General features: G+C 72.5%; 20 protein-coding genes. 14 read left to right on the top strand and 6 right to left on the bottom strand.

Annotated elements, in window-relative coordinates; translation table 11 throughout:
* The first annotated feature begins 401 nt into the window (after window positions 1-401).
* The 9 genes from kdpF to ACIRPK_RS29360 all read left to right on the top strand — a co-directional run bounded on the left by kdpF (window position 402) and on the right by ACIRPK_RS29360 (window position 10203).
* The gene (kdpF, locus tag ACIRPK_RS29400; RefSeq protein ID WP_057230172.1) at window positions 402-491 is read left to right on the top strand and encodes a K(+)-transporting ATPase subunit F; all 90 of its coding nucleotides are present in this window, start codon (window positions 402-404) and stop codon (window positions 489-491) included.
* Between the two features lie 2 nt (window positions 492-493).
* Window positions 494-2155 (top strand): potassium-transporting ATPase subunit KdpA, encoded by a 1662-nt coding sequence (kdpA, locus tag ACIRPK_RS29395; protein ID WP_403043848.1) that lies wholly within the window; start codon window positions 494-496, stop codon window positions 2153-2155.
* Window positions 2155-4266 (top strand): potassium-transporting ATPase subunit KdpB, encoded by a 2112-nt coding sequence (gene kdpB, locus ACIRPK_RS29390; protein WP_403043846.1) that lies wholly within the window; start codon window positions 2155-2157, stop codon window positions 4264-4266. Before kdpA ends, kdpB begins: the two co-directional genes overlap by 1 nt.
* Before the next feature lie 14 nt (window positions 4267-4280).
* On the top strand, window positions 4281-4910 hold the full coding sequence (gene kdpC, locus ACIRPK_RS29385; protein ID WP_403043844.1) for a K(+)-transporting ATPase subunit C: 630 nt from the start codon (window positions 4281-4283) through the stop codon (window positions 4908-4910).
* A 107-nt stretch (window positions 4911-5017) separates the two neighbouring features.
* Complete coding sequence (locus ACIRPK_RS29380; protein ID WP_403043841.1) at window positions 5018-7579, top strand: ATP-binding protein; 2562 nt, start codon at window positions 5018-5020, stop codon at window positions 7577-7579.
* Window positions 7576-7866, top strand: coding sequence for a hypothetical protein (locus tag ACIRPK_RS29375; protein ID WP_403043839.1), 291 nt, complete (start codon window positions 7576-7578; stop codon window positions 7864-7866). Before ACIRPK_RS29380 ends, ACIRPK_RS29375 begins: the two co-directional genes overlap by 4 nt.
* Window positions 7867-7934: 68 nt before the next feature.
* The gene (locus ACIRPK_RS29370; protein ID WP_403043837.1) at window positions 7935-8456 is read left to right on the top strand and encodes a SigE family RNA polymerase sigma factor; all 522 of its coding nucleotides are present in this window, start codon (window positions 7935-7937) and stop codon (window positions 8454-8456) included.
* Window positions 8453-9358, top strand: a complete 906-nt coding sequence (locus ACIRPK_RS29365; RefSeq protein ID WP_403043835.1) for a hypothetical protein — start codon at window positions 8453-8455, stop codon at window positions 9356-9358. Before ACIRPK_RS29370 ends, ACIRPK_RS29365 begins: the two co-directional genes overlap by 4 nt.
* A 173-nt stretch (window positions 9359-9531) precedes the next feature.
* Window positions 9532-10203 (top strand): TetR family transcriptional regulator, encoded by a 672-nt coding sequence (locus ACIRPK_RS29360; protein WP_403043856.1) that lies wholly within the window; start codon window positions 9532-9534, stop codon window positions 10201-10203.
* Window positions 10204-10271: 68 nt separating this feature from the next.
* Here the strand turns inward: ACIRPK_RS29360 and ACIRPK_RS29355 are convergent, their stop codons facing one another.
* From ACIRPK_RS29355 to ACIRPK_RS29345, 3 genes are read right to left on the bottom strand one after another with little or no spacing between them, the layout of a single operon-like run.
* Window positions 10272-11237 (bottom strand): electron transfer flavoprotein subunit alpha/FixB family protein, encoded by a 966-nt coding sequence (locus ACIRPK_RS29355; RefSeq protein WP_403043832.1) that lies wholly within the window; start codon window positions 11235-11237, stop codon window positions 10272-10274.
* 47 nt (window positions 11238-11284) lie between these two features.
* Window positions 11285-12070 (bottom strand): electron transfer flavoprotein subunit beta/FixA family protein, encoded by a 786-nt coding sequence (locus ACIRPK_RS29350; RefSeq protein WP_403043829.1) that lies wholly within the window; start codon window positions 12068-12070, stop codon window positions 11285-11287.
* 36 nt (window positions 12071-12106) lie between these two features.
* A complete protein-coding gene (locus ACIRPK_RS29345; protein ID WP_403043826.1) occupies window positions 12107-13258 on the bottom strand; it encodes an acyl-CoA dehydrogenase family protein in 1152 nt (383 codons plus the stop codon).
* Window positions 13259-13439: 181 nt separating this feature from the next.
* Between ACIRPK_RS29345 and ACIRPK_RS29340 the strand changes: the two genes are divergently transcribed.
* Window positions 13440-15470 carry a protein kinase gene (locus tag ACIRPK_RS29340; protein ID WP_403043823.1) on the top strand — a complete coding sequence of 677 codons (2031 nt, stop codon included), beginning with the start codon at window positions 13440-13442 and terminating at the stop codon, window positions 15468-15470.
* A 98-nt stretch (window positions 15471-15568) separates the two neighbouring features.
* The gene (locus ACIRPK_RS29335; RefSeq protein ID WP_403043821.1) at window positions 15569-15736 is read left to right on the top strand and encodes a hypothetical protein; all 168 of its coding nucleotides are present in this window, start codon (window positions 15569-15571) and stop codon (window positions 15734-15736) included.
* Window positions 15737-16044: 308 nt separating this feature from the next.
* On the opposite strand, the gene ACIRPK_RS29330 is transcribed toward ACIRPK_RS29335, so the two are convergent.
* The 3 genes from ACIRPK_RS29330 to ACIRPK_RS29320 all read right to left on the bottom strand — a co-directional run bounded on the left by ACIRPK_RS29330 (window position 16045) and on the right by ACIRPK_RS29320 (window position 17541).
* Window positions 16045-16569: an MAB_1171c family putative transporter gene (locus tag ACIRPK_RS29330; RefSeq protein WP_403043818.1), complete on the bottom strand. Its 525-nt coding sequence runs from the start codon at window positions 16567-16569 to the stop codon at window positions 16045-16047.
* A complete protein-coding gene (locus ACIRPK_RS29325) occupies window positions 16566-16976 on the bottom strand; it encodes a ParH-like protein (protein WP_403043816.1) in 411 nt (136 codons plus the stop codon). Before ACIRPK_RS29325 ends, ACIRPK_RS29330 begins: the two co-directional genes overlap by 4 nt.
* Before the next feature lie 142 nt (window positions 16977-17118).
* Window positions 17119-17541 carry an XRE family transcriptional regulator gene (locus ACIRPK_RS29320; protein ID WP_403043814.1) on the bottom strand — a complete coding sequence of 141 codons (423 nt, stop codon included), beginning with the start codon at window positions 17539-17541 and terminating at the stop codon, window positions 17119-17121.
* A 272-nt stretch (window positions 17542-17813) separates the two neighbouring features.
* Between ACIRPK_RS29320 and ACIRPK_RS29315 the strand changes: the two genes are divergently transcribed.
* The 3 genes from ACIRPK_RS29315 to ACIRPK_RS29305 all read left to right on the top strand — a co-directional run bounded on the left by ACIRPK_RS29315 (window position 17814) and on the right by ACIRPK_RS29305 (window position 22036).
* The gene (locus ACIRPK_RS29315; RefSeq protein ID WP_403043812.1) at window positions 17814-18326 is read left to right on the top strand and encodes a flavin reductase family protein; all 513 of its coding nucleotides are present in this window, start codon (window positions 17814-17816) and stop codon (window positions 18324-18326) included.
* 288 nt (window positions 18327-18614) lie between these two features.
* Window positions 18615-19835, top strand: a complete 1221-nt coding sequence (locus ACIRPK_RS29310; protein WP_403043809.1) for a hypothetical protein — start codon at window positions 18615-18617, stop codon at window positions 19833-19835.
* A gap of 17 nt (window positions 19836-19852) precedes the next feature.
* Window positions 19853-22036: a tetratricopeptide repeat protein gene (locus ACIRPK_RS29305; protein ID WP_403043806.1), complete on the top strand. Its 2184-nt coding sequence runs from the start codon at window positions 19853-19855 to the stop codon at window positions 22034-22036.
* Window positions 22037-22100 lie beyond the last annotated feature (64 nt).

Below are 22100 nucleotides of genomic sequence, written 5' to 3'. Positions count from 1 at the left end.
GGGGGGGGGGGGCGCCGGCCGCGGCGGCGCGCGCCCGCGGGGGGGGGGGCGGGGGGGGGGCCCGCGGGGGGGGGGCCCCCCCCGGGGGCGCGGGGGGGGGGGGGCCCCCCCGACGCGTTTCCGACCAGGTCGGAGGCCCGGGTGCATGAGGTGGGCGTCAAGGCTGCGTCAAGGTTGCGGGTGCACCCGTATGGAGGGCGTCAGGAACCGTCTTTGCCCCCCTGACCAGCTGGTTTGCTGACCGAGCCGGTCTGCCACCGGCGCCGTGCGGAGCCCTTGAAGGCATCCATGGCCGGGTCCTGAACCACTCTGGTGGAGCCAATGTCCGATCTGTTCTTCGTCGGGATCACGGTTGCCGTGTTCGCCGTCATCGCCTTGATCGCGCGAGGGGTGGAGAAGCTGTGAGCGCCGAGAACGTCGCAGGTCTCATCGTCGCCGTCGCGCTCGTCGGCTACCTCATCGTGGCGTTGATCTACCCGGAGAAGTTCTGACCATGAGCTCGACACTCACGGGCTGGCTGCAGGCAGTCGCCCTGGTGGGCGCGCTGGCCCTGTGCCACCGCCCGCTCGGCGACCACATCGCCAAGCTCCTCACCACCGGAAAGCACCTCGGAGTCGAACGCGGCCTGTACAAGGCGGTCGGCGTGGACGCCGACGCCGACCAGCGCTGGCCGGTCTACCTGCGGTCGGTGCTGGCCTTCTCGGTCGTCTCGGTGCTCTTCCTCTACGGCCTGATCCGGCTCCAGGGCCACCTGCTGCTCAGCCTGGGCGTTCCCCAGATGGAGGGGCACCAGGCCTGGAACACCGCGATCTCGTTCACCACCAACACCAACTGGCAGTCCTACAGCGGCGAGGCCGCGATGGGCCACCTGGTGCAGATGGCCGGTCTGGCGGTGCAGAACTTCGTCTCGGCGGCTGTGGGCATCGCGGTGATGGCGACCCTGATCCGGGGCGTCACCCGGAACAAGACCGACCGGGTCGGCAACTTCTGGGTCGACCTGACCCGGATCGTGCTGCGCCTGCTGCTGCCGCTGGCGATCGTCTTCGCCCTGGTCCTGGTGGCCGGCGGCACGATCCAGAACTTCCACGGCTTCCACGAGCTGACCACCCTGGCGGGCGACCCGCAGTCGATCCCGGGCGGGCCGGTGGCCTCGCAGGAGGTCATCAAGGAGCTGGGCACCAACGGTGGCGGTTTCTTCAACGCCAACTCCGCGCACCCCTTCGAGAACCCGAACGGTTTCACCAACCTGCTGGAGATCTTCCTGCTGCTGCTGATCCCGTTCGCCCTGCCGCGCACCTTCGGCAGGATGGTCGGCGACAACCGCCAGGGCTACGCGATCGTCGCGGTGATGGGTCTGTTCTGGGTGGCCTCGGCCGCGCTGATCACCTTCTTCGAGGTCCAGCACGCCGGGGTGGCCGCGCAGGCCGCCGGTGCCGGGATGGAGGGCAAGGAGCAGCGCTTCGGCATCGCCGCGTCGAGCCTGTTCGCCGCCTCCACCACGCTCACCTCGACGGGTGCGGTGAACTCGTTCCACGACTCGTACTCGCCGTTCGGCGGCGGTCTGACGATCTTCAACATGATGCTCGGTGAGATCGCGCCCGGCGGTACCGGTTCCGGCCTGTACGGGATGCTGATCCTGGCGGTCGTCGCGGTCTTCGTGGCCGGTCTGATGGTCGGCCGCACGCCCGAGTACCTGGGCAAGAAGCTCGGCGGGCGGGAGATGAAGTTCGCCTCGCTCTACATCCTCACCACACCCACCCTGGTGCTGGTCGGCACCGGCATCGCGATGGCGCTGCCGGGGGAGCGGGCCGGGATGCTCAACTCCGGTGCGCACGGCTTCTCCGAGGTGCTGTACGCGTTCACCTCGGCCGCCAACAACAACGGCTCCGCGTTCGCCGGAGTCACCGTCAACACCGACTGGTACGACACCGCGCTGGGCCTGGTCATGGTGCTCGGACGGTTCCTGCCGATGGTGTTCGTGCTGGCGCTGGCCGGCGCGCTCGCCCGGCAGCAGCCCGTCCCCGCCACTCCGGGCACCCTGCCCACCCACAAACCGCTGTTCGTGGGCCTGCTGTCGGGAGTGATCCTGATCGTGGTGGGCCTCACCTACTTCCCGGCCCTGGCGCTTGGGCCGATCGCGGAAGGTCTGCACTGATGTCGTCCACCCTTACCCCCGCTCCCGCTCCGGCCGGGCAGCCGCAGGCTCCGCACCGAGTCTCCGGCGGCCTGCTGGACCCGAAGCTGATCGTCGCCTCGCTCCCCGACGCGGTGAAGAAGCTCGACCCCCGGGTGATGGTCAGGAACCCGGTCATGTTCGTGGTCGAGGTCGGCTCGGTGGTCACCACCGTCGCCGCGATCGCCGACCCGTCCGTGTTCGCCTGGGCTATCACCCTCTGGCTCTGGCTCACCACGGTCTTCGCCAACCTCGCCGAGGCCGTCGCCGAGGGCCGCGGCAAGGCCCAGGCCGAGACCCTGCGCCGGACCAAGACCGACGCGGTGGCCCGCCGGCTGGTCGACTGGCCCGCCTCGGGGGCCGAGGAGGAGGTCTCCGGCACCGCGCTGCGGCTCGGCGACCACGTGGTGGTCGAGGCCGGCCAGACCGTCCCCGGTGACGGCGACGTGGTCGAGGGGGTCGCCTCGGTCGACGAGTCCGCGATCACCGGCGAGTCCGCGCCCGTCATCCGCGAGTCCGGCGGCGACCGCTCGGCGGTCACCGGCGGCACCAAGGTGCTCTCCGACCGGATCGTGGTGAAGATCTCCTCGGAGCCCGGCAAGACCTTCATCGACCGGATGATCGCGCTGGTCGAGGGCGCCGCCCGACAGAAGACGCCGAACGAGATCGCGCTGAACATCCTGCTCGCCTCGCTCACCGTCGTCTTCCTGATCGCGGTCTGCACCCTGCAGCCGATGGCCACCTACGCCGGCGCCCCGCAGTCGATGATCGTGCTGGTGGCCCTGGTGGTCGCGCTGATCCCGACCACGATCGGCGCACTGCTCTCGGCGATCGGCATCGCCGGCATGGACCGGCTGGTGCAGCGCAACGTGCTGGCGATGTCCGGCCGGGCGGTCGAGGCGGCGGGCGACGTCAACACCCTGCTGCTGGACAAGACCGGCACCATCACCCTGGGCAACCGCCAGGCGGCCGAGTTCCGGCCCGCCGAGGGCGTGTCGGTCGAGGAGCTGGCGGACGCCGCCCAGCTCTCCTCACTCGCCGACGAGACCCCCGAGGGCCGCTCGATCGTGGTGCTCGCCAAGACCGGGTACGGCCTCCGGGCCCGCGCCCAGGGCGAGTTGACGCACGCCACCTGGGTGCCGTTCACCGCGCAGACCCGGATGTCGGGGGTCGACCTGGCCGAGGCCGACGGTGTGCACCAGGTCCGCAAGGGCGCCGCCGGCTCGGTCGCCCGGTGGGTGACCGACAACGGCGGCACGGTGGGCACCGAGGTCACCGACCTGGTCCAGGAGATCTCCGGCGCCGGCGGCACCCCGCTGCTGGTCGCCTCGGGGACCGGGGCCGCCCCGGCCCGGGTGCTGGGCGTGGTGTACCTCAAGGACGTGGTCAAGGAAGGCATGAAGGAGCGCTTCGACGAGCTCCGCCGGATGGGCATCCGGACCGTCATGATCACCGGTGACAACCCGCTGACCGCCAAGGCGATCGCGGAGGAGGCGGGCGTGGACGACTTCCTCGCCGAGGCCACCCCCGAGGACAAGATGGCGCTGATCAAGAAGGAGCAGGCGGGCGGCAAGCTGGTCGCGATGACCGGCGACGGCACCAACGACGCCCCCGCGCTGGCCCAGGCGGACGTCGGCGTGGCGATGAACACCGGCACCATGGCGGCCAAGGAGGCCGGCAACATGGTGGACCTGGACTCCAACCCCACCAAGCTGATCGAGATCGTCGAGATCGGCAAGCAACTGCTGATCACCCGTGGGGCGTTGACCACCTTCTCGATCGCCAACGACGTCGCGAAGTACTTCGCGATCATCCCGGCGATGTTCGCCACCGTGTACCCGGGCCTGGACAAGCTGAACATCATGCAGCTGCACAGCCCCCAGTCGGCGATCACCTCGGCGATCGTCTTCAACGCCCTGGTCATCGTCGGCCTGATCCCGCTCGCCCTGCGCGGCGTCAAGTACCGCCCTTCGGACGCCGGTTCGCTGCTGCGCCGGAACATCGGGGTCTACGGTCTGGGCGGTCTGGTGGTCCCCTTCGTCGGGATCAAGGCGATCGACCTGATCGTCCGGTTCATCCCCGGCCTGAGCTGAGAGGAGCGCAAGCCATGTCCAAGCCACTGCCCACCATCGTGCGCAACCACCTGACCGCGCTGCGGATGCTGCTGGTGATGACCGTGATCCTCGGCATCGCCTACCCGCTGCTGGTGACCGGCCTGAGCCAGGTCGCGTTCGCCGGCAAGGCGAACGGATCGATCGTCAGCTCCGAGGGCAAGGAGGTGGGTTCCAGCCTGATCGGCCAGAACTTCAACCTCCCGAAGAAGAACCCCGACGACGCCGACGAGGCCGCCCAGCCGGACCCGAAGTGGTTCCAGCCCCGGCCCGCCGCCTACCCCTACGACCCCAAGAGCTCGGGCGCCTCCAACCTCGGCCCCAACAGCGAGGACCTGGTCAAGGCGGTCGAGGAGCGCCGCGCCGCGGTCGCCGCCTTCGACGGGGTCGACCCGGCGAGCGTGCCGGCCGACGCGCTGACCACCTCGGGATCCAGCCTTGACCCGCACATCTCGGTGGCCTACGCCGAGCAGCAGGTCACCCGGGTCGCCAGGGAGCGCAACCTGTCGGCCGAGACGCTGAAGGGCCTGGTCGCCCAGTACACCGACGGCCGCCCGCTCGGCTTCCTCGGCCAGGCCGGCGTCAACGTCGTCCTGCTCAACAAGGCCGTCAGCGAGCAGAAGTGACCGCAGACCGGCCGGCCGCCGACTGAACGGACCGACCCTGCCCCGGGACACCACCCGGGGCAGGGTCGGTCCGCCGTATCCGCCCTCCAGCGAAAGACGCAGCGCCCATGGCCCGCGACGACCTCACCCCCGGCCCCGCGCACCGCCGCGGCCGGCTGAGGGTCTACCTCGGTTCCGCCCCCGGGGTCGGCAAGACCTACCGGATGCTGGACGAGGCCCGCAGACGCCAGGAGCGCGGCGCGGACGTGGTGGTGGGGTACACCGAGTGCCACGGCCGCCGGCACACCGAGAACATGCTGCAGGGCCTGGACGTCATCCCGCGCGCCCAGCGGACCTACCGGGGAACCGAGTTCACCGAGATGGATCTGGAGGCGGTGCTGGAGCGCCGCCCCTCCGTGGTCCTGGTCGACGAGCTGGCGCACACCAACATCCCCGGCGGACGGCACGCCAAGCGCTGGCAGGACGTCGAGGAACTGCTGGCGGCCGGGATCGACGTGATCACCACCGTCAACATCCAGCACCTGGAGTCGCTCAACGACGTGGTGCAGAAGATCACCGGCATCCCGCAGCGGGAGACCGTGCCCGACGAGGTGGTCCGCCGGGCCGACCAGCTCGAACTGGTCGACATGGCGCCGCAGGCGCTGCGCCGCCGGATGGCCCACGGCAACGTCTACAAGGCCGAGAAGGTGGACGCCGCGCTCTCCCACTACTTCCGGGTCGGCAACCTGACGGCCCTTCGGGAACTCGCCCTGCTCTGGGTGGCCGGCCGGGTCGACGAGGGCCTGCGGGACTACCGGGTCGAGCACCGGATCGACCGGGTCTGGGAGACCAGGGAACGCGTGGTGGTGGCCCTCACCGGCGGCCCCGAGGGCGAGACCCTGATCCGCCGGGCCGCCAGGATCGCCGACCGTACGGCGGGCGGTGAACTGCTCGCCGTGCACATCACCCGGAGCGACGGCCTGGCCGGGGCCTCGCCCGGAAACCTGGCCGGGCAGCGGCAGTTGGTGGAGACCCTGGGCGGCAGCTACCACGTGGTGGTCGGCGACGACATCCCCACCGCGCTGCTCGCCTTCGCCCGCGCGCACCACGCCACCCAGTTGGTGCTGGGCACCAGCCGCCGCGGCCGGACCACCCGGTTCCTGACCGGCCCCGGCATCGGCGAGACCACCGTGGACACCTCCGAGGACATCGACGTCCACCTGGTCACCCACGAGTTCAGCGGCCGGGGCCGGCTGCCCGCGCTCGGCCGCCGGCACTCCCGCCGCCGCACGGTGGCCGGGTACACCGTCGGACCGGCGCTGCCCGCGCTGCTCACCCCGTTGCTCTCGCACGCCGGGCTGAACCTCACCACCGACGCGCTGGTCTTCCAACTCGGCGTGGTGGCGGTTGCGTTGATCGGCGGGGCGGCCTCCGCACTGCTCGCCTCGGTGGTCGCCTCGCTGCTGCTGAACTACTACTTCATCCCACCCGTCCACACCTTCACCATCACCGAGCCGAACAACATCATCGCGCTGGCGGTGTTCGCGGTGGTCGCGCTCACCGTCTCGACCGTGGTGGACCACGCCGGCCGGCTCACCGCCCGGGCCGCCCGGGCCACCGCCGAGGCGGAGACGCTGTCCACCCTGGCGGGCAGCGTGCTGCGTGGCGCCGACGCGCTGCCCGCCCTGCTGGAGAAGTCCAGGACCGCCTTCGGGATGGACTCGGTCGCCCTGCTGGACCGCACCGGCGGCGAGGTGCTGGCCAGGAGCGACGCCGGCGGCGAGGCCGCCGCCGACCGGGAGGTGACCGAGGTGCCGGTCGGCGAGAGCGCGCTGCTGATCCTGGCCGGCCGGCGGCTGCCCGCCGCCGACCACCGGGTGCTGACCGCCTTCGCCGCCCATGTGGCGGCCGCACTGGAACGCGACCGGCTGGCCACCGTCGCCGCCGAGGTGGAGCCGATCAAGGCCGCCGACCGGATGCGGACCGCCCTGCTGGCCGCCGTCAGCCACGACCTGCGCACCCCGCTGGCCGCCGCACTCGCCTCGGTCGGCTCGCTGCGCAGCTCCGACGTGGAGTTCTCCGAGGAGGACCGGGCCGAACTCCTCGCCACCGCCGACGAGTCGCTGCTCAAGCTGAACCGCCTGGTCGACAACCTGCTCGACATGAGCCGCCTGCAGGCCGGCGCGCTGACCCTGCACCTGACGCCCACCCACCTGGACGAGGTGCTGCCGCGTGCCCTCGGCTCGCTCGCCGACCCGGACGCGCCGGTCCAGCCGCTCGGCCTGGCCGAGGCACCGCCGGTGCTCGCCGACCCCCCGCTGCTGGAACGGGTGCTGGCCAACGTCATCACCAACGCGCTGCGGCACAACGCCCCGGGCGCCCCGGTCCTGGTCACCGCCAGCGCCCACGCCGAACGGGTCGAGATCCGGATCGCCGACCGCGGCCCCGGCATCCCCGCCGAGGAGCGCGACCGGGTCTTCCTCCCGTTCCAGCGCCTCGGCGACACCGACAACACCACCGGTGTCGGGCTCGGCCTGGCGCTCTCCCGGGGCCTGGCCGAGGCGATGAACGGCTCGCTCGCGGTCGAGGACACCCCCGGCGGCGGCACCACCATGCTGCTCACCCTGCCGGTCGCCGGGCCCGTACCCGAGCCCGGGCCCGTACCCGAGCCCGGCGAGGTGGCCCCGTGAGCCGCAGTTGCTGCGCGCTGAAGATCAACCTGCCCGCCCGCCGCTACGCGGTGCTCACCGCCGCCACCGGCGCCGAGGGGCTGGACCTGGCGGGGCGTCAGCTGCCCGAGGCGGTGCTGCTCGACCTCGGGCCGCCGGAGCTGGACGGGATGGACGTCATCCGGGGCCTGCGGGCCGGCGGCCCGGTGCCGATCATCGTGGTCTCCGGTCTGCGCCGCACGCTGAACCCGGCCCGGCCCCGACACCTGGTCACCGAGCCCGGGCTCGGTGACCGCTTCGAGCCCTGAGAAATCGCTCCGCCCCGGAGGCAACGGTCGGGGGTCGTTCTGGGCTCTGGCAGGGTGAGGAGGTGCTCATGGGAGAACCGAAGACCGACCGGGACAGCGAGTTCCAGGCGTTCACCGTCATCGCCTGGCCACGGCTGCTGCGCACCGCGTTCCTGCTCGCCGGCGAGCAGCACGCGGGCGAGGACCTGGTCCAGTCGACCCTGGAACGGACCTACGCGGCCTGGGGCAAGGTGCGCCGGGCCGACGACCGGGACGCGTACGTACGCCGCATCCTGGTGAACGAACACGCCCGGCGGTTCCGCCGGAAGGTGCCGGAGCAGCTGGTCACCGCCGTGCCCGAACGGGCCGGCGCGGACAGGTTCGCCCAACTCGACCAGCGGGCCGTGCTGTTGGCGGCCCTCGCCACCCTGCCGCCCCGGCAGCGGGAGGCGGTGGTGCTGCGGTACTGGGAGGACCTGAGCGAGAGCCAGGCGGCCGCCGCGATGGGGTGTTCGGTGGGCACCGTGAAGAGCCAGGCGTCGAAGGGCATCGCCCGGCTGCGCACCGCCTCGTCACTGAAGGAAACGGCAGACATCGGAGGCGCGGCATGACCAGTGAACAGCGTTCTGGGTACGAGGAGTCGGCGGCACAGGTGGGGATCGGCCTGGCCGGTCTGGTGGAGACGGTGGAGATCGGGCCGGCCCCCGTGGCCGCGCTGGCGGCCGGTGGCCGGCGGCGGCTCCGGCGCCGCCGGGCGGTGCTGACCGGCTCGGTGGCCCTGGTGACCGCCGCGGTGGTCGGCGGCGGGGTGCTGGTCGGCCCCGCCCTCCGCCCGGCCGACCGGGCGGGCCTGGCCACCGCTGCGGCGGGGGTGGCCGCCGGTCCGTCGGCGGTCCTGTCGGCGGGCGCGGTCCCGCTCGCCCGCAACCCGCTCGCGCCGGTGCGGGCCGTGCTCGCGCAGGGTGTGGTGGACGGCAAGGAGTGGAAGGTCTGGGCCGCGCTCTGGCCGCTGGCGACCAGGGAGCAGTCCTTGGAGCAGGCCAGGCTGATCTGGCAGGAGCAGCACGCGGCGGGTTCCGACCTGCCCGAGCCGACCGCGGCCTACGTCCAGCAGTACTGGCAGCCCGGCGCGGACGTGGTGAACCTCTACTACACCGTCGACGGCACCCGGCTGCCGTACAACGGCGAACTCACCCCCACCGCCCCGGGCAGCACGCCCCCGAGCCCGACCGGGCCGGACGGCGGGCTGAGCGGTGTGCTGGTCGGCGCGCTCGGCAAGGGGCAGAACGCCGGCCCGGTCCGGGTGGCGGCGCTCACGGTCGGCCCGGACGTCGCGAAGACCGTGGTGACCTGGGCCGACGGCAGCACCTCCGAGCCGTCGCCGGTCACCCTCGGCGACTCTCCGGTGCGCCTGATCGGGGTGCCCGAGCGTCCGGGGAACAAGGCCCGGTCCATCGCGGTGTACGGCTCCGGTGGCCAACTGCTCGGCACCAACACGAGCTGGCTGTCCTGACCCGTCGTTGACCCGTCGCAGCCAGGGCCCGGCTGCGACGGCCCGCTGTTGGCACTGAGTGCTGCCGATGGCATGCATCAAGTGCCATTCCGTGCCGAAAATGCTAAATTCACGCCATGACCGCCGCACGGGACACCAGCTCCGAGACCTCCGCCACCCCGGCGAAGCCCGCCATGCGGGACGCGCTGGTCGCGGCGGCCTTCCAGCTGTTCGTGGAACGCGGCTACGAGCAGACCACCATCGACGACATCGTGACGCTGGCCGGTGTCGGCCGCCGGTCGTTCTTCCGGTACTTCCCCTCGAAGGAGGACGTGGTCTTCCCCGACCACGAGCAGTGCCTCGCGGACATGACCGCCCTGCTGGAGGCCAGCGGGGACGAGGACGACCCGGTGGCCCGGGTCTGCGACGCGGCCAGGCTGGTGCTGCGGATGTACGCCGAGAACCCGGTCTTCTCGGTCCAGCGCTACCGGCTGACCAAGAAGGTGCCGGGCCTGCGCACCTACGAACTCTCGGTGGTCTGGCGTTACGAGCGCACCCTCGCCGAGTACCTGCGGGCCCGGTTCTCGGCCCGCCGGGACGGCACGCTGCGGGCGGACGTGATCGCCTCCGCCGTGGTCACCGCGCACAACCACGCGCTCCGTGCCTGGCTCCGCGCCGGCGGCCAGGGCGACGCGTCGGCGGGGGTGGACCACGCCCTCGACTACGTCGCCCGGGCCTGGACGCCCGAGCCGTCCCCGGCGGCCGAGGCCGCGGAGGAGGACGAGGTGGTCATCGTCATCACCAAGCGCTCCACCCCGATGTGGCGGGTCGTCAGGGACGTCGAGGCGGGCCTCGGCCGGGGCTGACCGCACCTGAGGACGACGAAGCCGGACGGCAGTTGCTGCCGTCCGGCTTCGTCGTGCAGAGGTGGGGGTCAGCCCTTGCGGGTCTTGATTTCGGTGGTGAGTTGGGGGAGGACGGTGAAGAGGTCTCCGACGACGCCGTAGTCGACGAGTTCGAAGATGGGGGCTTCGGGGTCCTTGTTGACGGCGACGATGGTCTTGGAGGTCTGCATGCCGGCGCGGTGCTGGATGGCGCCGGAGATGCCGGCGGCGATGTAGAGCTGGGGGGAGACCTGCTTGCCGGTCTGGCCGACCTGGTTGGTGTGGGGGTACCAGCCGGCGTCGACGGCGGCGCGGGAGGCGCCGACGGCCGCGCCGAGGGCGTCGGCGAGGTCCTCGACCACGCTGAAGCCGTCGGCCGCGCCGACGCCGCGGCCGCCGGAGACGACGATGGCGGCTTCGGTGAGTTCGGGGCGGCCGGAGGAGACGCGGGGGGTGCGGGCGGTGACGGTGGCGGCGTTGCCGGTGAACGTCACCTCGACGCTCTCCACGGTGCCGGCGGCCGGGGCGGGCTCGGGACTGGTGGAGTTGGGCTTGACGGTGATGACGGGGGTGCCGTGCGAGACGGTGGACCTGACCTGGAAGGAGGCGGCGAACACGGACTGGGTGGCGACCGGGCCGCCATCGGTGCCGGCTTCGAGGTCGACGGCGTCGGTGATGATGCCCGAGCCCAGGCGCAGTGCGACGCGGGCGGCGATCTCCTTGCCCTCGCCGGAGGAGGTGACCAGGACGGCGGCGGCACCGGCGCTCTGGGCGATCTGGGTGAGGGCGTCGACCTTGGGGACGACCAGGTGGTCGGTGAACTGGGCGGCGTCGGCGGTGTAGACCTTGGCGGCGCCGTATTCGGCAACCTTGGCGGCGATGGCGGCGGCGGCCTCGCCGGCGCCCAGGACGACGGCGCAGGGCTCGCCGATGCGGCGGGCCAGGGTGAGCAGTTCGAGGGCCGGCTTGCGGACCACACCGTCGGCGTGGTCCACGAGAACCAGGATCTCAGCCATGATTTCGTGCTCCTGAGGGATCGTGACGTGTGCGCGAGGGTGCGGGCTCAGATGAACTTCTGGTCGGCGAGGTAGCCGGCCAGCGCGGTGCCGCCCTGGCCCTCGTCCTTGACGATGGTGCCGGCGGTGCGGGCGGGGCGGGCGGTGATGTCCTCGACCGCGGTCCACGCGCCGGCCAGGCCCACGGTGGCGGCGTCGATGCCCAGGTCGTCCAGGTCGTAGGACTGCACGGGCTTCTTCTTGGCGGCCATGATGCCCTTGAAGGAGGGGTAGCGGGCCTCGCCGGACTGGTCGGTGACCGAGACGACGGCGGGCAGCTGCGCCTCGACGAGCTCGGTGGCGGCGTCGCCGTCGCGGCGGCCGGAGACGGTGGTGCCCGACAGGGTGACCTCCGACAGCAAGGTGGCCTGCGGCACACCCAGGCGCTCGGCCAGCAGGGCGGGCAGCACACCCATGGTGCCGTCGGTGGAGGCCATGCCGCACACCACCAGGTCGTAGCCGGTCTTGCCCAGCGCGGCGGCGATCACCGCCGAGGTGCCGATCACGTCGGTGCCGTGCAGGTCGTCGTCGTTGACGTGGACGGCCTTGTCCGCGCCCATCGACAGCGCCTTGCGCAGCGCGTCCTTCGCGTCGTCGGGACCCACCGTGAGCACCGTCACCTCCGCGTCGCCGTGCGCCTGCGCGATCCGCAGCGCCTGCTCCACCCCGTACTCGTCGAGCTCCGACAGCAGACCGTCCACGGCCTCCCGGTCGGTGGTGGTGTCGTCCGCGAACCGACGGTCACCCGTCGCATCCGGCACGTACTTCACACAGACAACGATCCTCAAGCTCACGACTGCTGCGCCTCTCTGACGGTTCGACGGGGAAAACTACGGGAGGTTGCGGGACATCACGATGCGCTGGATCTGGTTGGTGCCTTCGTAGATCTGGGTGATCTTGGCGTCGCGCATCATCCGCTCCAGCGGGTAGTCACGGGTGTAGCCGTAACCGCCCAGCAGCTGCACCGCGTCGACCGTGATCTCCATCGCGGCGTCCGAGGCGAAGCACTTGGCGGCCGCGCCGAAGAACGTCAGGTCCGCGTCCACCCGCTGCGACCTGGCGGCCGCCGCGTACGTCAGCTGACGCGCCGCCTCCAGCTTCATCGCCATGTCCGCGAGCATGAACTGCACACCCTGGAAGTCACCGATCGGCTTCCCGAACTGCTTGCGCTCCCGCACGTAGCCCTTGGCGTAGTCCAGCGCGCCCTGCGCGATGCCCACCGCCTGCGCGGCGATGGTGACCCGGGTGTGGTCCAGCGTCTTCATCGCGGTCGCGAACCCCGTGCCCTCCGCCCCGATCATCCGGTCGGCGGGGATCCGCACGTTGTCGAAGTAGACCTCCCGGGTCGGCGAGCCCTTGATGCCGAGCTTCTTCTCCGGCGCACCGAACGAGACGCCCGCGTCGCCCTTCTCCACCACGAACGCCGAGATGCCCTTGGACCGCAGCTCCGGATCGGTCACGGCGAGCACCGTGTAGAACTCCGACACCCCCGCGTTGGTGATCCACCGCTTCACACCGTCGAGCACCCAGAAGTCCCCGTCCCGCACCGCCCGGGTCTTCATCCCCGCCGCGTCCGAACCCGCCTCCGGCTCCGACAGGCAGTACGAGAACATCCCCTCGCCCCGCGCCAGCGCACCCAGGTACTTCGCCTTCAACTCCTGCGAACCCGACAGCTGCACCGGCAACGAACCCAGCTTGTTCACCGCCGGGATCAGCGACGAGGACGCACACACCCGCGCGATCTCCTCGATCACGATCACGGTCGCCAACGCGTCCGCCCCCGCACCACCGAACTCCTCCGGCACGTGCACCGCGTGCAGCTCACTGGCCTGCAACGCGTCCAACGCCTCCTGCGGGAACCGGCCCTGCTCGTCCACCTCCGCCGCAAACGGAGCGATCTTCGCCTCCGCCAACGACCGCACCGCCTCCCGGAGCATCTCGTGCTCCTCGGAAACCCGGAAGAGATCGAACACCTTGTCCATGGCGCGGCGCTCCTGAGCGATAGAGGGAACCAAGTTCCCCTAATAGACCACACTCTGTGCCATCTCGGCCAGCCCCTGCGGCACTGGGTCCCCTGAGCAGGGTGAACTCGGTCCCCCGGGCGCGGCGCGTCCTACAGTGGTACCGCGGAGTCCCGGGGGCGGCGGCTGGAAGGTGGGGACCTTGAACGGTGCCGGCAGGAAGATCGACGATCGGTACCGGCTGATCTCGCTGCTCGGGCGGGGTGGCATGGGCGAGGTCTGGCGGGCGCACGATCCCCGGCTGGACCGGCAGGTCGCGATCAAGTTCCTGCCGCCCTGGGCGGCGCACGACGGCCAGGGAGTGGCGAGGTTCCGCCGCGAGGCCAAGGTCACCGCCGGGCTCAAGCACCCGGGCATCACCCAGGTCTTCGACCACGGAGCCCAGGCCGGGCAGCTGTACCTGGTGATGGAACTGCTCGACGGCCGGGACCTGGGCGCGGTGCTCAGAGAACGGCCCCGGGGGCTGCCGGTGGACCGGGCGGTCGAGCTGGCCGCGCAGGTCGCCGACGCGCTGTCACACGCGCACCGGGCGAAGATCGTGCACCGCGACATCAAACCGGCCAACCTGATGCTGCTCCCCGACGGCCGGGTCAAGGTCTGCGACTTCGGCCTGGCCGGATTCATCCGGGTCGAGTCCGAACTCACCCATGCGGGAGCGGTGTTGGGGACGCCCGCCTACATGGCTCCGGAGCAGGCCGCCCAGGGGCGGGTCGACGGGCGGGCCGATCTGTACGCCCTCGGCTGCGTGCTGTTCGCGCTGCTCACCGGGCGACCGCCGTTCACCACGGGTGGCTGGGCCGTCCTGGTCGATCACCTGAACACCCCGCCCCCGTTGCTGGCCACCCTGCGCCCGGACGTCCCGGACGCGGTGCAACGGATCGTCTCCGGGCTGCTCGACAAACGACCCGAGGCGCGGCCCTCCTACGCGGGCCTGGTCGCGGAGCAGCTCAGGGACCTCGGCCGGCCCCTGGCCCGCCCCGTCCCCGAGCCGCCCGCCGTCGCGCCGGAGCCGGTCGGGGCCGGGCGGCCCGAGCTCGGCATCGAGGTGTTCCAGAACGAGTACCTGCCGCCCGGCGCCACCGAGGTCGACGCCATCGTGCGGATCAGCGGGGGCGCTCCCCGCCCGGAGGACCTGGCGGTGGCGGCGCCGCGGTCGCTGGTCTTCCTGCTCGGCCTCTCCGCCGCGCTGCCCGAAGCCGACTTCCGGGCCGTCCGGGAGCGCGTCGCCGACGCCGTCGATGGGCTGGACGACGGCGTCGCCTTCGCGGTGGTGGCCGGCTCGGAGTACGCCCGGATGCTCTACCCCGACACCATGCGCCTGGCCCGGGCGAACGCGACCACCAGGGCCGAGGCACGCGCCGCGCTGGCCGACCTGGAGCCGAGCGGAGCGGCGGCGTTCGGACGCTGGATCCGGCTGGCCGACCGGCTGTTCACCGCGCACGCCGAGACGGTGCGCACCGCGATCCTGCTGACCGATCTGGAGGCCACGGCCGAGTCCCCCGACGAGCTCGCGGCGGCGCTGGCCGCCTCGACCGGCCGGTTCGCCTGCCACGCGCGCGGCCTCGGCACCGCCTGGTCGGTCGGTCAGCTCAGGGCGGTCACCAGTGCCCTGGCCGGCACGCTGGACATCGTCGCCGCCCCGGCCGGGCCGACGGCGGAGAAGAGCCTGGCCCGCGAACTGGCCACCGTCATCGGCGCCACCCGGCAGCCCTACGCCCGCAACCTCGCGCTGCGGGTCGGCCTGCCGCCGGGCGCCCGGGTACGGTCCGTCAAGCAGGTGACACCGGTGGTGGAGGAGCTGACGGACCGTGGGCAACCGGTCGGCCCCGGCACCGTCGAGTTCCCGGTCGACGTGCCGGGCAACGGAGCCTGCGAGTACCACCTGGTGCTCGACGCACCGCCCGGTCGGGCCGGGGAGCGGCTCGAAGCGGCCGAGCTCACCGTCGTCCTGCTGCCCCCGGCGGGCGACGGCCGCACCCTGGCCCGGGCAGCGGTCCTGTCCGTCCTGGCCGACGGACCCGACCGGCCGTCACCGCACCTGGCACGGTACGCCGACCAGGCGGACCTGGCCCGGGCCATCCGCGAGGGCCTCGACGCCCAGGGCGGCCAGCGGAGTTCCAGGCCGAGTTCACGCTCCAGCGCGGCAGCCTGTTCAGAGGAGGGGGGCTCGTAGCCGCCGTCCCCGAGCCGCACGTGGTCGACCAGGCGGAACCCGCGCGGGTCGCCGCCGGGATCCGGATCGAGGTGGTCGATGAACTCCACGATCGCCAGATGGTCGAGGTACTCCGCCGACTGGTGCTCGGTCGGCTGGTCACCAGGGCGCCGTTCCGGGCGAACTCCAGGACCTCGTCGTACGCCTGGTCGGCGCGCAGCCGGACGTCGGTGCCGGTGACCGCGCCGTCGGTGAGCGCTGCGGCGGCCGCCAGGATGGCGGCGTAGCTCTCCTCCAGGTCGTCGACGTCGTCCGCGTGGGCCGAGACCGCCAACCCCGAACGGCTCCTCCCGGTCGGGCCGTTCCGGCAGCCGCGCCTCCAGGGCGTCCAGTGAGCCGGGGGAGTAGTCGAAGCCGAAGGCCCCGGCGAGCAGCACCTTCTCCAGCATCATCAGCTGGTGGGGCAGGTCGTCGATCCACTGCTCCAGCAGAGCCTGCGGCGAGTTCTCGGGCTGCGTCTCGGGGGCCATCCGGACACTGTAGGGGCGCACCCCGACAGCGGCATCGGCCTCCCGGGCGGTGCCCTGACGTCACCTCAGCAGTGCCGGATCACCGCCTGCCAGGGGGTCAGGTGCCGGGCACCCGGGCGGTGCGCGCCGATCGTGGCCGCGCGGGCCGAGCGGGTGAACGCCTCGGTGACGTCGATCAGCCAGGCGGTCTCGGCCTCGATGCTGGCCTGCACCTGGTGCGCGGCGTACGGCACCGGCGGCCCCGCCCGGTACGGCAGCCCGGCCTCGGCGGCGGCCAGTGCGGCCGCGATGCAGGCCGCCTCCGCCCGGGCCGCCGCGTTGCCGCCCGCGCCCGGCCGGCCCGCGGTGGCCACCGCCCAGGTGTGCACCCCGGGATGGACGTAGGGGCGCAGCGCGAGCTGGCCGTCGTGGATCTCGATGATGCGGCGGTACAGCGCGAACTCGGCACCGCGCGGGAAGGCCGGCCGGAGCCGGGCGGCCGGTGTGCAGAGCGCGATCTCGGGCACGGCCCGGTGCAGGGCGGCCCAGAGCGGACCGATCCGCCGGTACGCCGTCCAGGCCCGGATCCAGCGGATCGGAGCCGGGGTCATACCCGACTGCCGCGGCGGGGGCGGTGCAGGGCCAGCGAGGCGAACAACTCGGCTTCCTGCTCCTCGAGTTCGGTGTAGACCGTACGCCCGAGGACTCGCTGCACCAGCTCGTCGGAGAGATTCGGCAGCAGCGCCTGCACGGTGCCGGGGCTGAGTCGGCCGGATCCCGCGTGGCCGGACAGCAGATGGCCCAACTCGTGCAGCAGGATGTGCTGTTGGTGCAGCGCCGTGGTGGCGCTGGGGTAGCCGATGTAGTCGGCCCGGTCGGTGGTGATCAACAGGCCGCACGGGGTGCGGGCCCGGATCGGCAGTTGGATCAGCTCGATCGGCCGCCCGCGCCGCTCGGCCAGCGCGGCCACCAGCTCCACCGGATCGAAGGGCGCGGACAGCGGGAGGGACTCCACCATCCGTCGACATCGGCGCCAGAGCGCCCGCCGCCGCTGGTCCGTGTGTAACCGCACAGTCCCACCCCCTGGCCCGGTCCGATCACGGTCAGCGATACCCGACCCGCTGTGAGCGATCCTAGGCGTGTGAAGGTCTGATGGACAGTCATTCGGAGCGGTGCGATCCGGCCTCTCTGCGGGCGATGATCTCGATCATGTCGCTGATCGTGCCGAGCCCCTCGGGAGACAGCGAAACCGCACGCAGCGCCACGTCACGGACGCCCGCATCCCGCAGCGCACCGAGCAGTTGGAGCTCCTCGGCGATCCGGGCGCTCTGCTCGTCGTCGAAGAAGTAGGCCGGCGGCACCTGGAAGAACCGGGCCAGCGCCTCCAGGTGACGCTTGGTCGGGTTGTCCCGCCGTCCCGTTCTGAGCTGCCAGAGGTAGGTCGCGGAGAAGGTCTCGCCGGTGGCCTCCCGACAGGCCCGGGCGACGTCCTCGTTGCTGTACGGCTCGCGGTCGGGGCCTCGGACTACCTCGAAGAGCCGGTCGATCCGGTCGGCGAGCGTGGTGGCTCCGGATCGGGTCACCGCGCACCTCCCTTGCTGGTTCAGCGCTGCGCCGCGAGCGCGGCCGGAACCCGGCGGCTCCGTCGCCCCATCCTAGTTGGCCGGGCGCCGGAACCACCCTGGTCTGCGGCGCCCCGCCCGTCCCGGCCGTCGCCGGGCGGCCCGGCCGGTCCCAGCTGTTGACGGCTCGGCGGCGGAGCTGTCAATCTGCGAGAGCTCGTCTGAGATGAATGAACACACCAGGTCCCGTTCATCTGGGACTGGCTGGACTCCAGCAGGGAGAGGCGTGCCGGATGGCCCTCGACGAGACGGTGACGGCGGGCCGCCCGCTGCGCGCGGTGCTGGGGCGCTACGCGACCGGGGTCGCGGTGGTCACCACCCGGTACCGGGGGCGGCCCGCGGGTCTGACCGTGAACTCCTTCACCTCGGTCTCGCTGGACCCGCCGCTGGTGCTCTGGTGCCTGCAGCTGTCCGCCACCAGCCGGGTCGCGTTCACCGGCGCCGACCACTTCGCGGTCCACCTGCTGGCCGCCGACCAGCGCGAGCTCGCCGTCCGGTTCGCCGGTCCCGGCGACCGCTTCGCGGGGCTCGGCGACCGGGCCGGACGGTACGGGCTGCCGCTGCTGGAGGGCACCGTGGCGACCCTGGTCTGCCACCGCGACCGCACCGTGCCGGCCGGCGACCACCTGATCCTGATCGGCCGCGTGCTGGAGCACCGGGCCACCTCCGGGGCCCCGCTGCTGTTCGTCGACGGCGGCTTCCACGCCGGACCTGACGGGGCGTCAACTCGCGCTTCCGACTGTTGACATGAGCCGGACTCGGATCCATGCTGATGGGCGTCGCGACAGCTGAGATGAATGACCAACGCTTAGCGATTCACGTCTGCTAGCCCCTGTCAGCTCGACGAAAGGACACCCCATGAAGAAGATCGTGATCCGCAAGGCCGGCCCCGTCCGCCTGACCAGCTCGGCCCAGACCATGTACGGCTGCGGCTGCGACGCCTGAGGCTCCAGCGCCATCTGACGGGGTCGGCCGCCGTGGCGGCCGACCCCGTCAACCACACCGCCCAGCAGGGAAGTTCCCCGGGAGGAACGATGCGCCCCTCGACCGACCAGGCGTCCGCAGGACCGGACCTCGACCGTCCGGTCGCGCTGCACCCGCTGGTCTACCTGGAGGAGGGCGACGAGGTCACCGTCGGCCGGGTCGAGACCGACTCCTACGCGGTGCTCCCCGCCGACGGCGCGGAACTGGTCCGCCTGCTGGCGGACGGCCTGACGCCGCGCGCGGCCGCCCGCGCCTACGAGCGGCAGTACGGCGAGAGCGTCGACATGGCGGACCTGCTGGCCGGCCTGGCCGAGCTCGGCTTCGTCCGCACCGGGGACGAGCCGGCACCACCGCCGCTGCGCTGGCAGCGGCTCGGCCGGGCGGCCTTCAGCCGGCCCGCCTGGCTCTGCTACCTGCTGGTCGTCGCCGCCTGGATCACCCAGACGATCCGGGTGCCCGAGCTGGCACCGCGACCCTCGAACGTGTTCTTCAGCCCCTACTTCACCGTGGTCTCGCTGGTCCTGTTCGTCGGTCAGTTCCCGCTGATCCTGGTGCACGAGGGCTTCCACGCGCTGGCCGGCCGCCGGCTCGGGCTGCCGAGCAGACTGTCCATCGGCCACCGCCTGATCTACATCGTGCTGGAGACCTCCCTCGACGGGCTGGTCACCGTGCCCCGGCGCAAGCGCTACCTGCCGATCCTGGCCGGCCTGCTCGCCGACACCGTGCTGACGGCCGTGCTCACCCTGACCGCCGACGCCACCCGGCTCCCCGGTGGCGCGCTCAGCGGGTTCGGCCGGCTCTGCCTCGCCCTCGCCTACGCCACCCTGCTGCGGATCGCCTGGCAGGCGTTCCTCTACCTGCGGACCGACATCTACGTGCTGCTCAGCACCGTGCTCGGCTGCCGCGACCTGCACACCACCGCGACGGGCGTGCTGACCAACGCCGTCCGCCGCCGCCGGGGCCGCCCGCTGCTGGACGAGTCGGCCTGGCACCCGGTCGACCGCCGGGCGGCGCGCTGGTACTCCTGGCTGATCGCGGGCGGTTACGCCTTCTCGCTGACCGTCTTCGTGATCGGCGTCGTCCCCGCCGGGGCCCGGTTCGTCACGGGTGCGCTGGACCGCTTCGGCGGGCACGCGCCGCTCGGCCCGTTCATCGACTCCACGGTGTTCTTCGCGCTGGCCGTCCTCCAGCTCGGCGCCGTCGCGGTGCTGGTCCGCCGGGACCGGCGCCGTCGGAAGTCCGCTCCGGAAGCCCCCGCACCCGCTCTCTGACGAAAGGCCCCACCGCCATGGCCGAGCCCCGCCACCACTGGGTCCGGGCGCCGCACCGCGCCGCCCGGGCCGCCGCCCACGAGCAACTGGCGCTGCCGCCGGTCCTGGTGACGGTCAGTGCGCACCGCCGGCTGCGCGGCCCGTACACCGCCGTCGGCTCGCTGCTGCGGGCGCTGGTCCCCGACGCGCTGACCCGCTGCCCCCAAGCCGTCCGGCGGCACGACGTGGAGATCCTCAGCACCGCGCCCGAACTGCGCGGCGTGGTCCCCGCCTCCCGGGAGACGCTCACCTCGCTGGCGGTGCCCAAGGAACGCACCCGGTACTACTCCCGACTGCGCACCCTGCGGATCGCACACGGCCTGGTCGAGTTCCTCACCGAGTACGCGCAGGCCCTGGGCGACGGGCCGCACACCCTGGTGGTCGAGGACCTGCACCGGGCCGACCCGACGGACCAGGAGTTCCTGGCGGTGCTGCTCCGCCGGATGGACCCGGCGCTGCTCACGGTGGTCGCGCACACCGGGACGGAGCCGCTGGAGCAGCCCCCGGGCGAGGTGGCCGCCCCGTTGGAGCCCGCCCTCACCGCGTACTGCGCGACCGTCGAGGGCGCGGCCCCGGCCGACCCGCTGCCGGAGTCCACGGCCGAGCGGGCGGCGCTGTACGTGGCCGGCGACGGCACCGCCGAGGACCCGCGCGCGGCCGAGGCTTACCAGCGGCTGGCCCCCGCCGAGCGCGCCGCGCTGCACGACGCCCGGCGGCTCGAACTGGCGGCGCTGGACGAGCGTTCGCTGAGCCTGGGCGCCCTGCTCTGGCACGCCGAGCACGGCTCGGACCCGTCCGGCCTGGGCGCCGAGCTGCTCCGCGAGGCGTGCAACTACTGCACCGACATGGGCTTCTACCACGCCGTCCTGGACTACGGGGAGCGCGGTGGCGCCCTGGTCACGCACGAGACCCACCCCCGGCACTGGTGGACCTTCCTCGCCAAACCGGCCAACGCCTTCGCCGGGCTGGGCCTGACCGACCGGATCCTGCCGATCTGGGAGCGGGCCCGCGCGCTCAGCACCGACCCGGAGATCCACCTGCAGTGCGCGTACGGCACGGCGATGCTCTACACCCGCTTCCTGGACGACGACCAGCGGGACCACCAGCTGGCGCGCGGCTGGATCAACACCGCGATCGCCTTCGCCACCCGGACACCGGACCCGAAGGAACGGGCCTTCCGGACCGCCTTCAACCGCAACGGGCTGGCCCTGATCGAGGTCCGCGAGGGGCGGCCGGAGGCGGCGCTGGCGCTGCTGGACGAGTGTGTCGCCCGCCTGGACGAGATCCTCGACCCGGGTGAACACGCCCTGCACCGCTCGGTGCTGGTCTACAACCGGGCCCAGGTGCACGGCGGGCTCGGCAGCCACGACGCGGCGGTGGCCGACTACAGCTCGGTGATCACCGTCGACCCCAACTACGCCGAGTACTACTTCGACCGGGGCATCGTGCTCCGGCGCACCGGCCGCTCGGCCGAGGCGCTGGCCGACTTCGACGAGGCGATCCGGCTCTCGCCCCCGTTCCCCGAGGCGTACTACAACCGTGCCGACGTCCGGGCCGAACTCGGCGACGTGAAGGGCGCGGTGCAGGACTTCGGCTACGTCATCGAGCTCGACCCGGCGTTCGTCGACGCCTACCTCAACCGGGCCGGGCTGCTCACCGACCTCGGTGACCTGCCCGGGGCCCACCGGGACGTCGCGGCCGGGCTGGTGCTCGATCCGACCAACGCCCAACTACTGACTCTACAGGGCCAGTTGTATGCCGCGGAGGGCGAGGACGCGGCGGCGCACGCGGCGTGCTCGGCGGCCCTCGCGGCCGACCCGGAGTTCGCCCCGGCCTGGGCGCTGCGTGGTGAACTCGCTTACGAGGAGGGTGACCTGGCGGCGGCCGCCGCCGACCTGGAGCGGGCGGTCGGGCTGAGCGACGACCCGGGGCTGCGGTTCAACCTGTCGGTCGCCTACCAGGACGCGGGGCGGCACGCCGAGGCGCTCGGCCTGCTGGACACCGTGCTGGCGGAGACCGACGACCCCTCGGCCCGGCTCCAGCGGGTCGGTTCGCTGCGGGCGCTGGGCCGCGAGGCGGAGGCACTGGCCGAGGCCAGGGCCGCTCTGGCGGCGGATCCGGAGCTCGAACTCACCGAGGAGGTCCGGGAGCTGCTCGCCTAGGGAGCTGCTCCCGGGGTACGGCGAACGACCCCGCCCGGGGGCGGGCGGGGTCGTCGGTGGGGCG

The sequence above is a fragment of the Kitasatospora sp. NPDC101801 genome, assembly GCF_044766665.1.
In the GTDB taxonomy this organism is placed as follows: domain Bacteria; phylum Actinomycetota; class Actinomycetes; order Streptomycetales; family Streptomycetaceae; genus Kitasatospora.
Note: the sequence above shows the minus strand (reverse complement) of the source record. Positions and strands in the feature narration are given on the sequence as shown.

What these genes read in the sequence shown, in the direction of transcription:
- kdpA (WP_403043848.1), top strand. Translation starts at nt 494, where the DNA reads ATGAGCTCGACACTCACGGGCTGGCTGCAGGCAGTCGCCCTGGTGGGC.
- kdpB (WP_403043846.1), top strand. Translation starts at nt 2,155, where the DNA reads ATGTCGTCCACCCTTACCCCCGCTCCCGCTCCGGCCGGGCAGCCGCAG.
- kdpC (WP_403043844.1), top strand. Translation starts at nt 4,281, where the DNA reads ATGTCCAAGCCACTGCCCACCATCGTGCGCAACCACCTGACCGCGCTG.
- ACIRPK_RS29380 (WP_403043841.1), top strand. Translation starts at nt 5,018, where the DNA reads ATGGCCCGCGACGACCTCACCCCCGGCCCCGCGCACCGCCGCGGCCGG.
- ACIRPK_RS29370 (WP_403043837.1), top strand. Translation starts at nt 7,935, where the DNA reads ATGGGAGAACCGAAGACCGACCGGGACAGCGAGTTCCAGGCGTTCACC.
- ACIRPK_RS29365 (WP_403043835.1), top strand. Translation starts at nt 8,453, where the DNA reads ATGACCAGTGAACAGCGTTCTGGGTACGAGGAGTCGGCGGCACAGGTG.
- ACIRPK_RS29360 (WP_403043856.1), top strand. Translation starts at nt 9,532, where the DNA reads ATGCGGGACGCGCTGGTCGCGGCGGCCTTCCAGCTGTTCGTGGAACGC.
- ACIRPK_RS29355 (WP_403043832.1), bottom strand. Translation starts at nt 11,237, where the DNA reads ATGGCTGAGATCCTGGTTCTCGTGGACCACGCCGACGGTGTGGTCCGC.
- ACIRPK_RS29345 (WP_403043826.1), bottom strand. Translation starts at nt 13,258, where the DNA reads ATGGACAAGGTGTTCGATCTCTTCCGGGTTTCCGAGGAGCACGAGATG.
- ACIRPK_RS29335 (WP_403043821.1), top strand. Translation starts at nt 15,569, where the DNA reads ATGGTCGAGGTACTCCGCCGACTGGTGCTCGGTCGGCTGGTCACCAGG.
- ACIRPK_RS29330 (WP_403043818.1), bottom strand. Translation starts at nt 16,569, where the DNA reads ATGACCCCGGCTCCGATCCGCTGGATCCGGGCCTGGACGGCGTACCGG.
- ACIRPK_RS29325 (WP_403043816.1), bottom strand. Translation starts at nt 16,976, where the DNA reads ATGGTGGAGTCCCTCCCGCTGTCCGCGCCCTTCGATCCGGTGGAGCTG.
- ACIRPK_RS29315 (WP_403043812.1), top strand. Translation starts at nt 17,814, where the DNA reads ATGGCCCTCGACGAGACGGTGACGGCGGGCCGCCCGCTGCGCGCGGTG.
- ACIRPK_RS29310 (WP_403043809.1), top strand. Translation starts at nt 18,615, where the DNA reads ATGCGCCCCTCGACCGACCAGGCGTCCGCAGGACCGGACCTCGACCGT.
- ACIRPK_RS29305 (WP_403043806.1), top strand. Translation starts at nt 19,853, where the DNA reads ATGGCCGAGCCCCGCCACCACTGGGTCCGGGCGCCGCACCGCGCCGCC.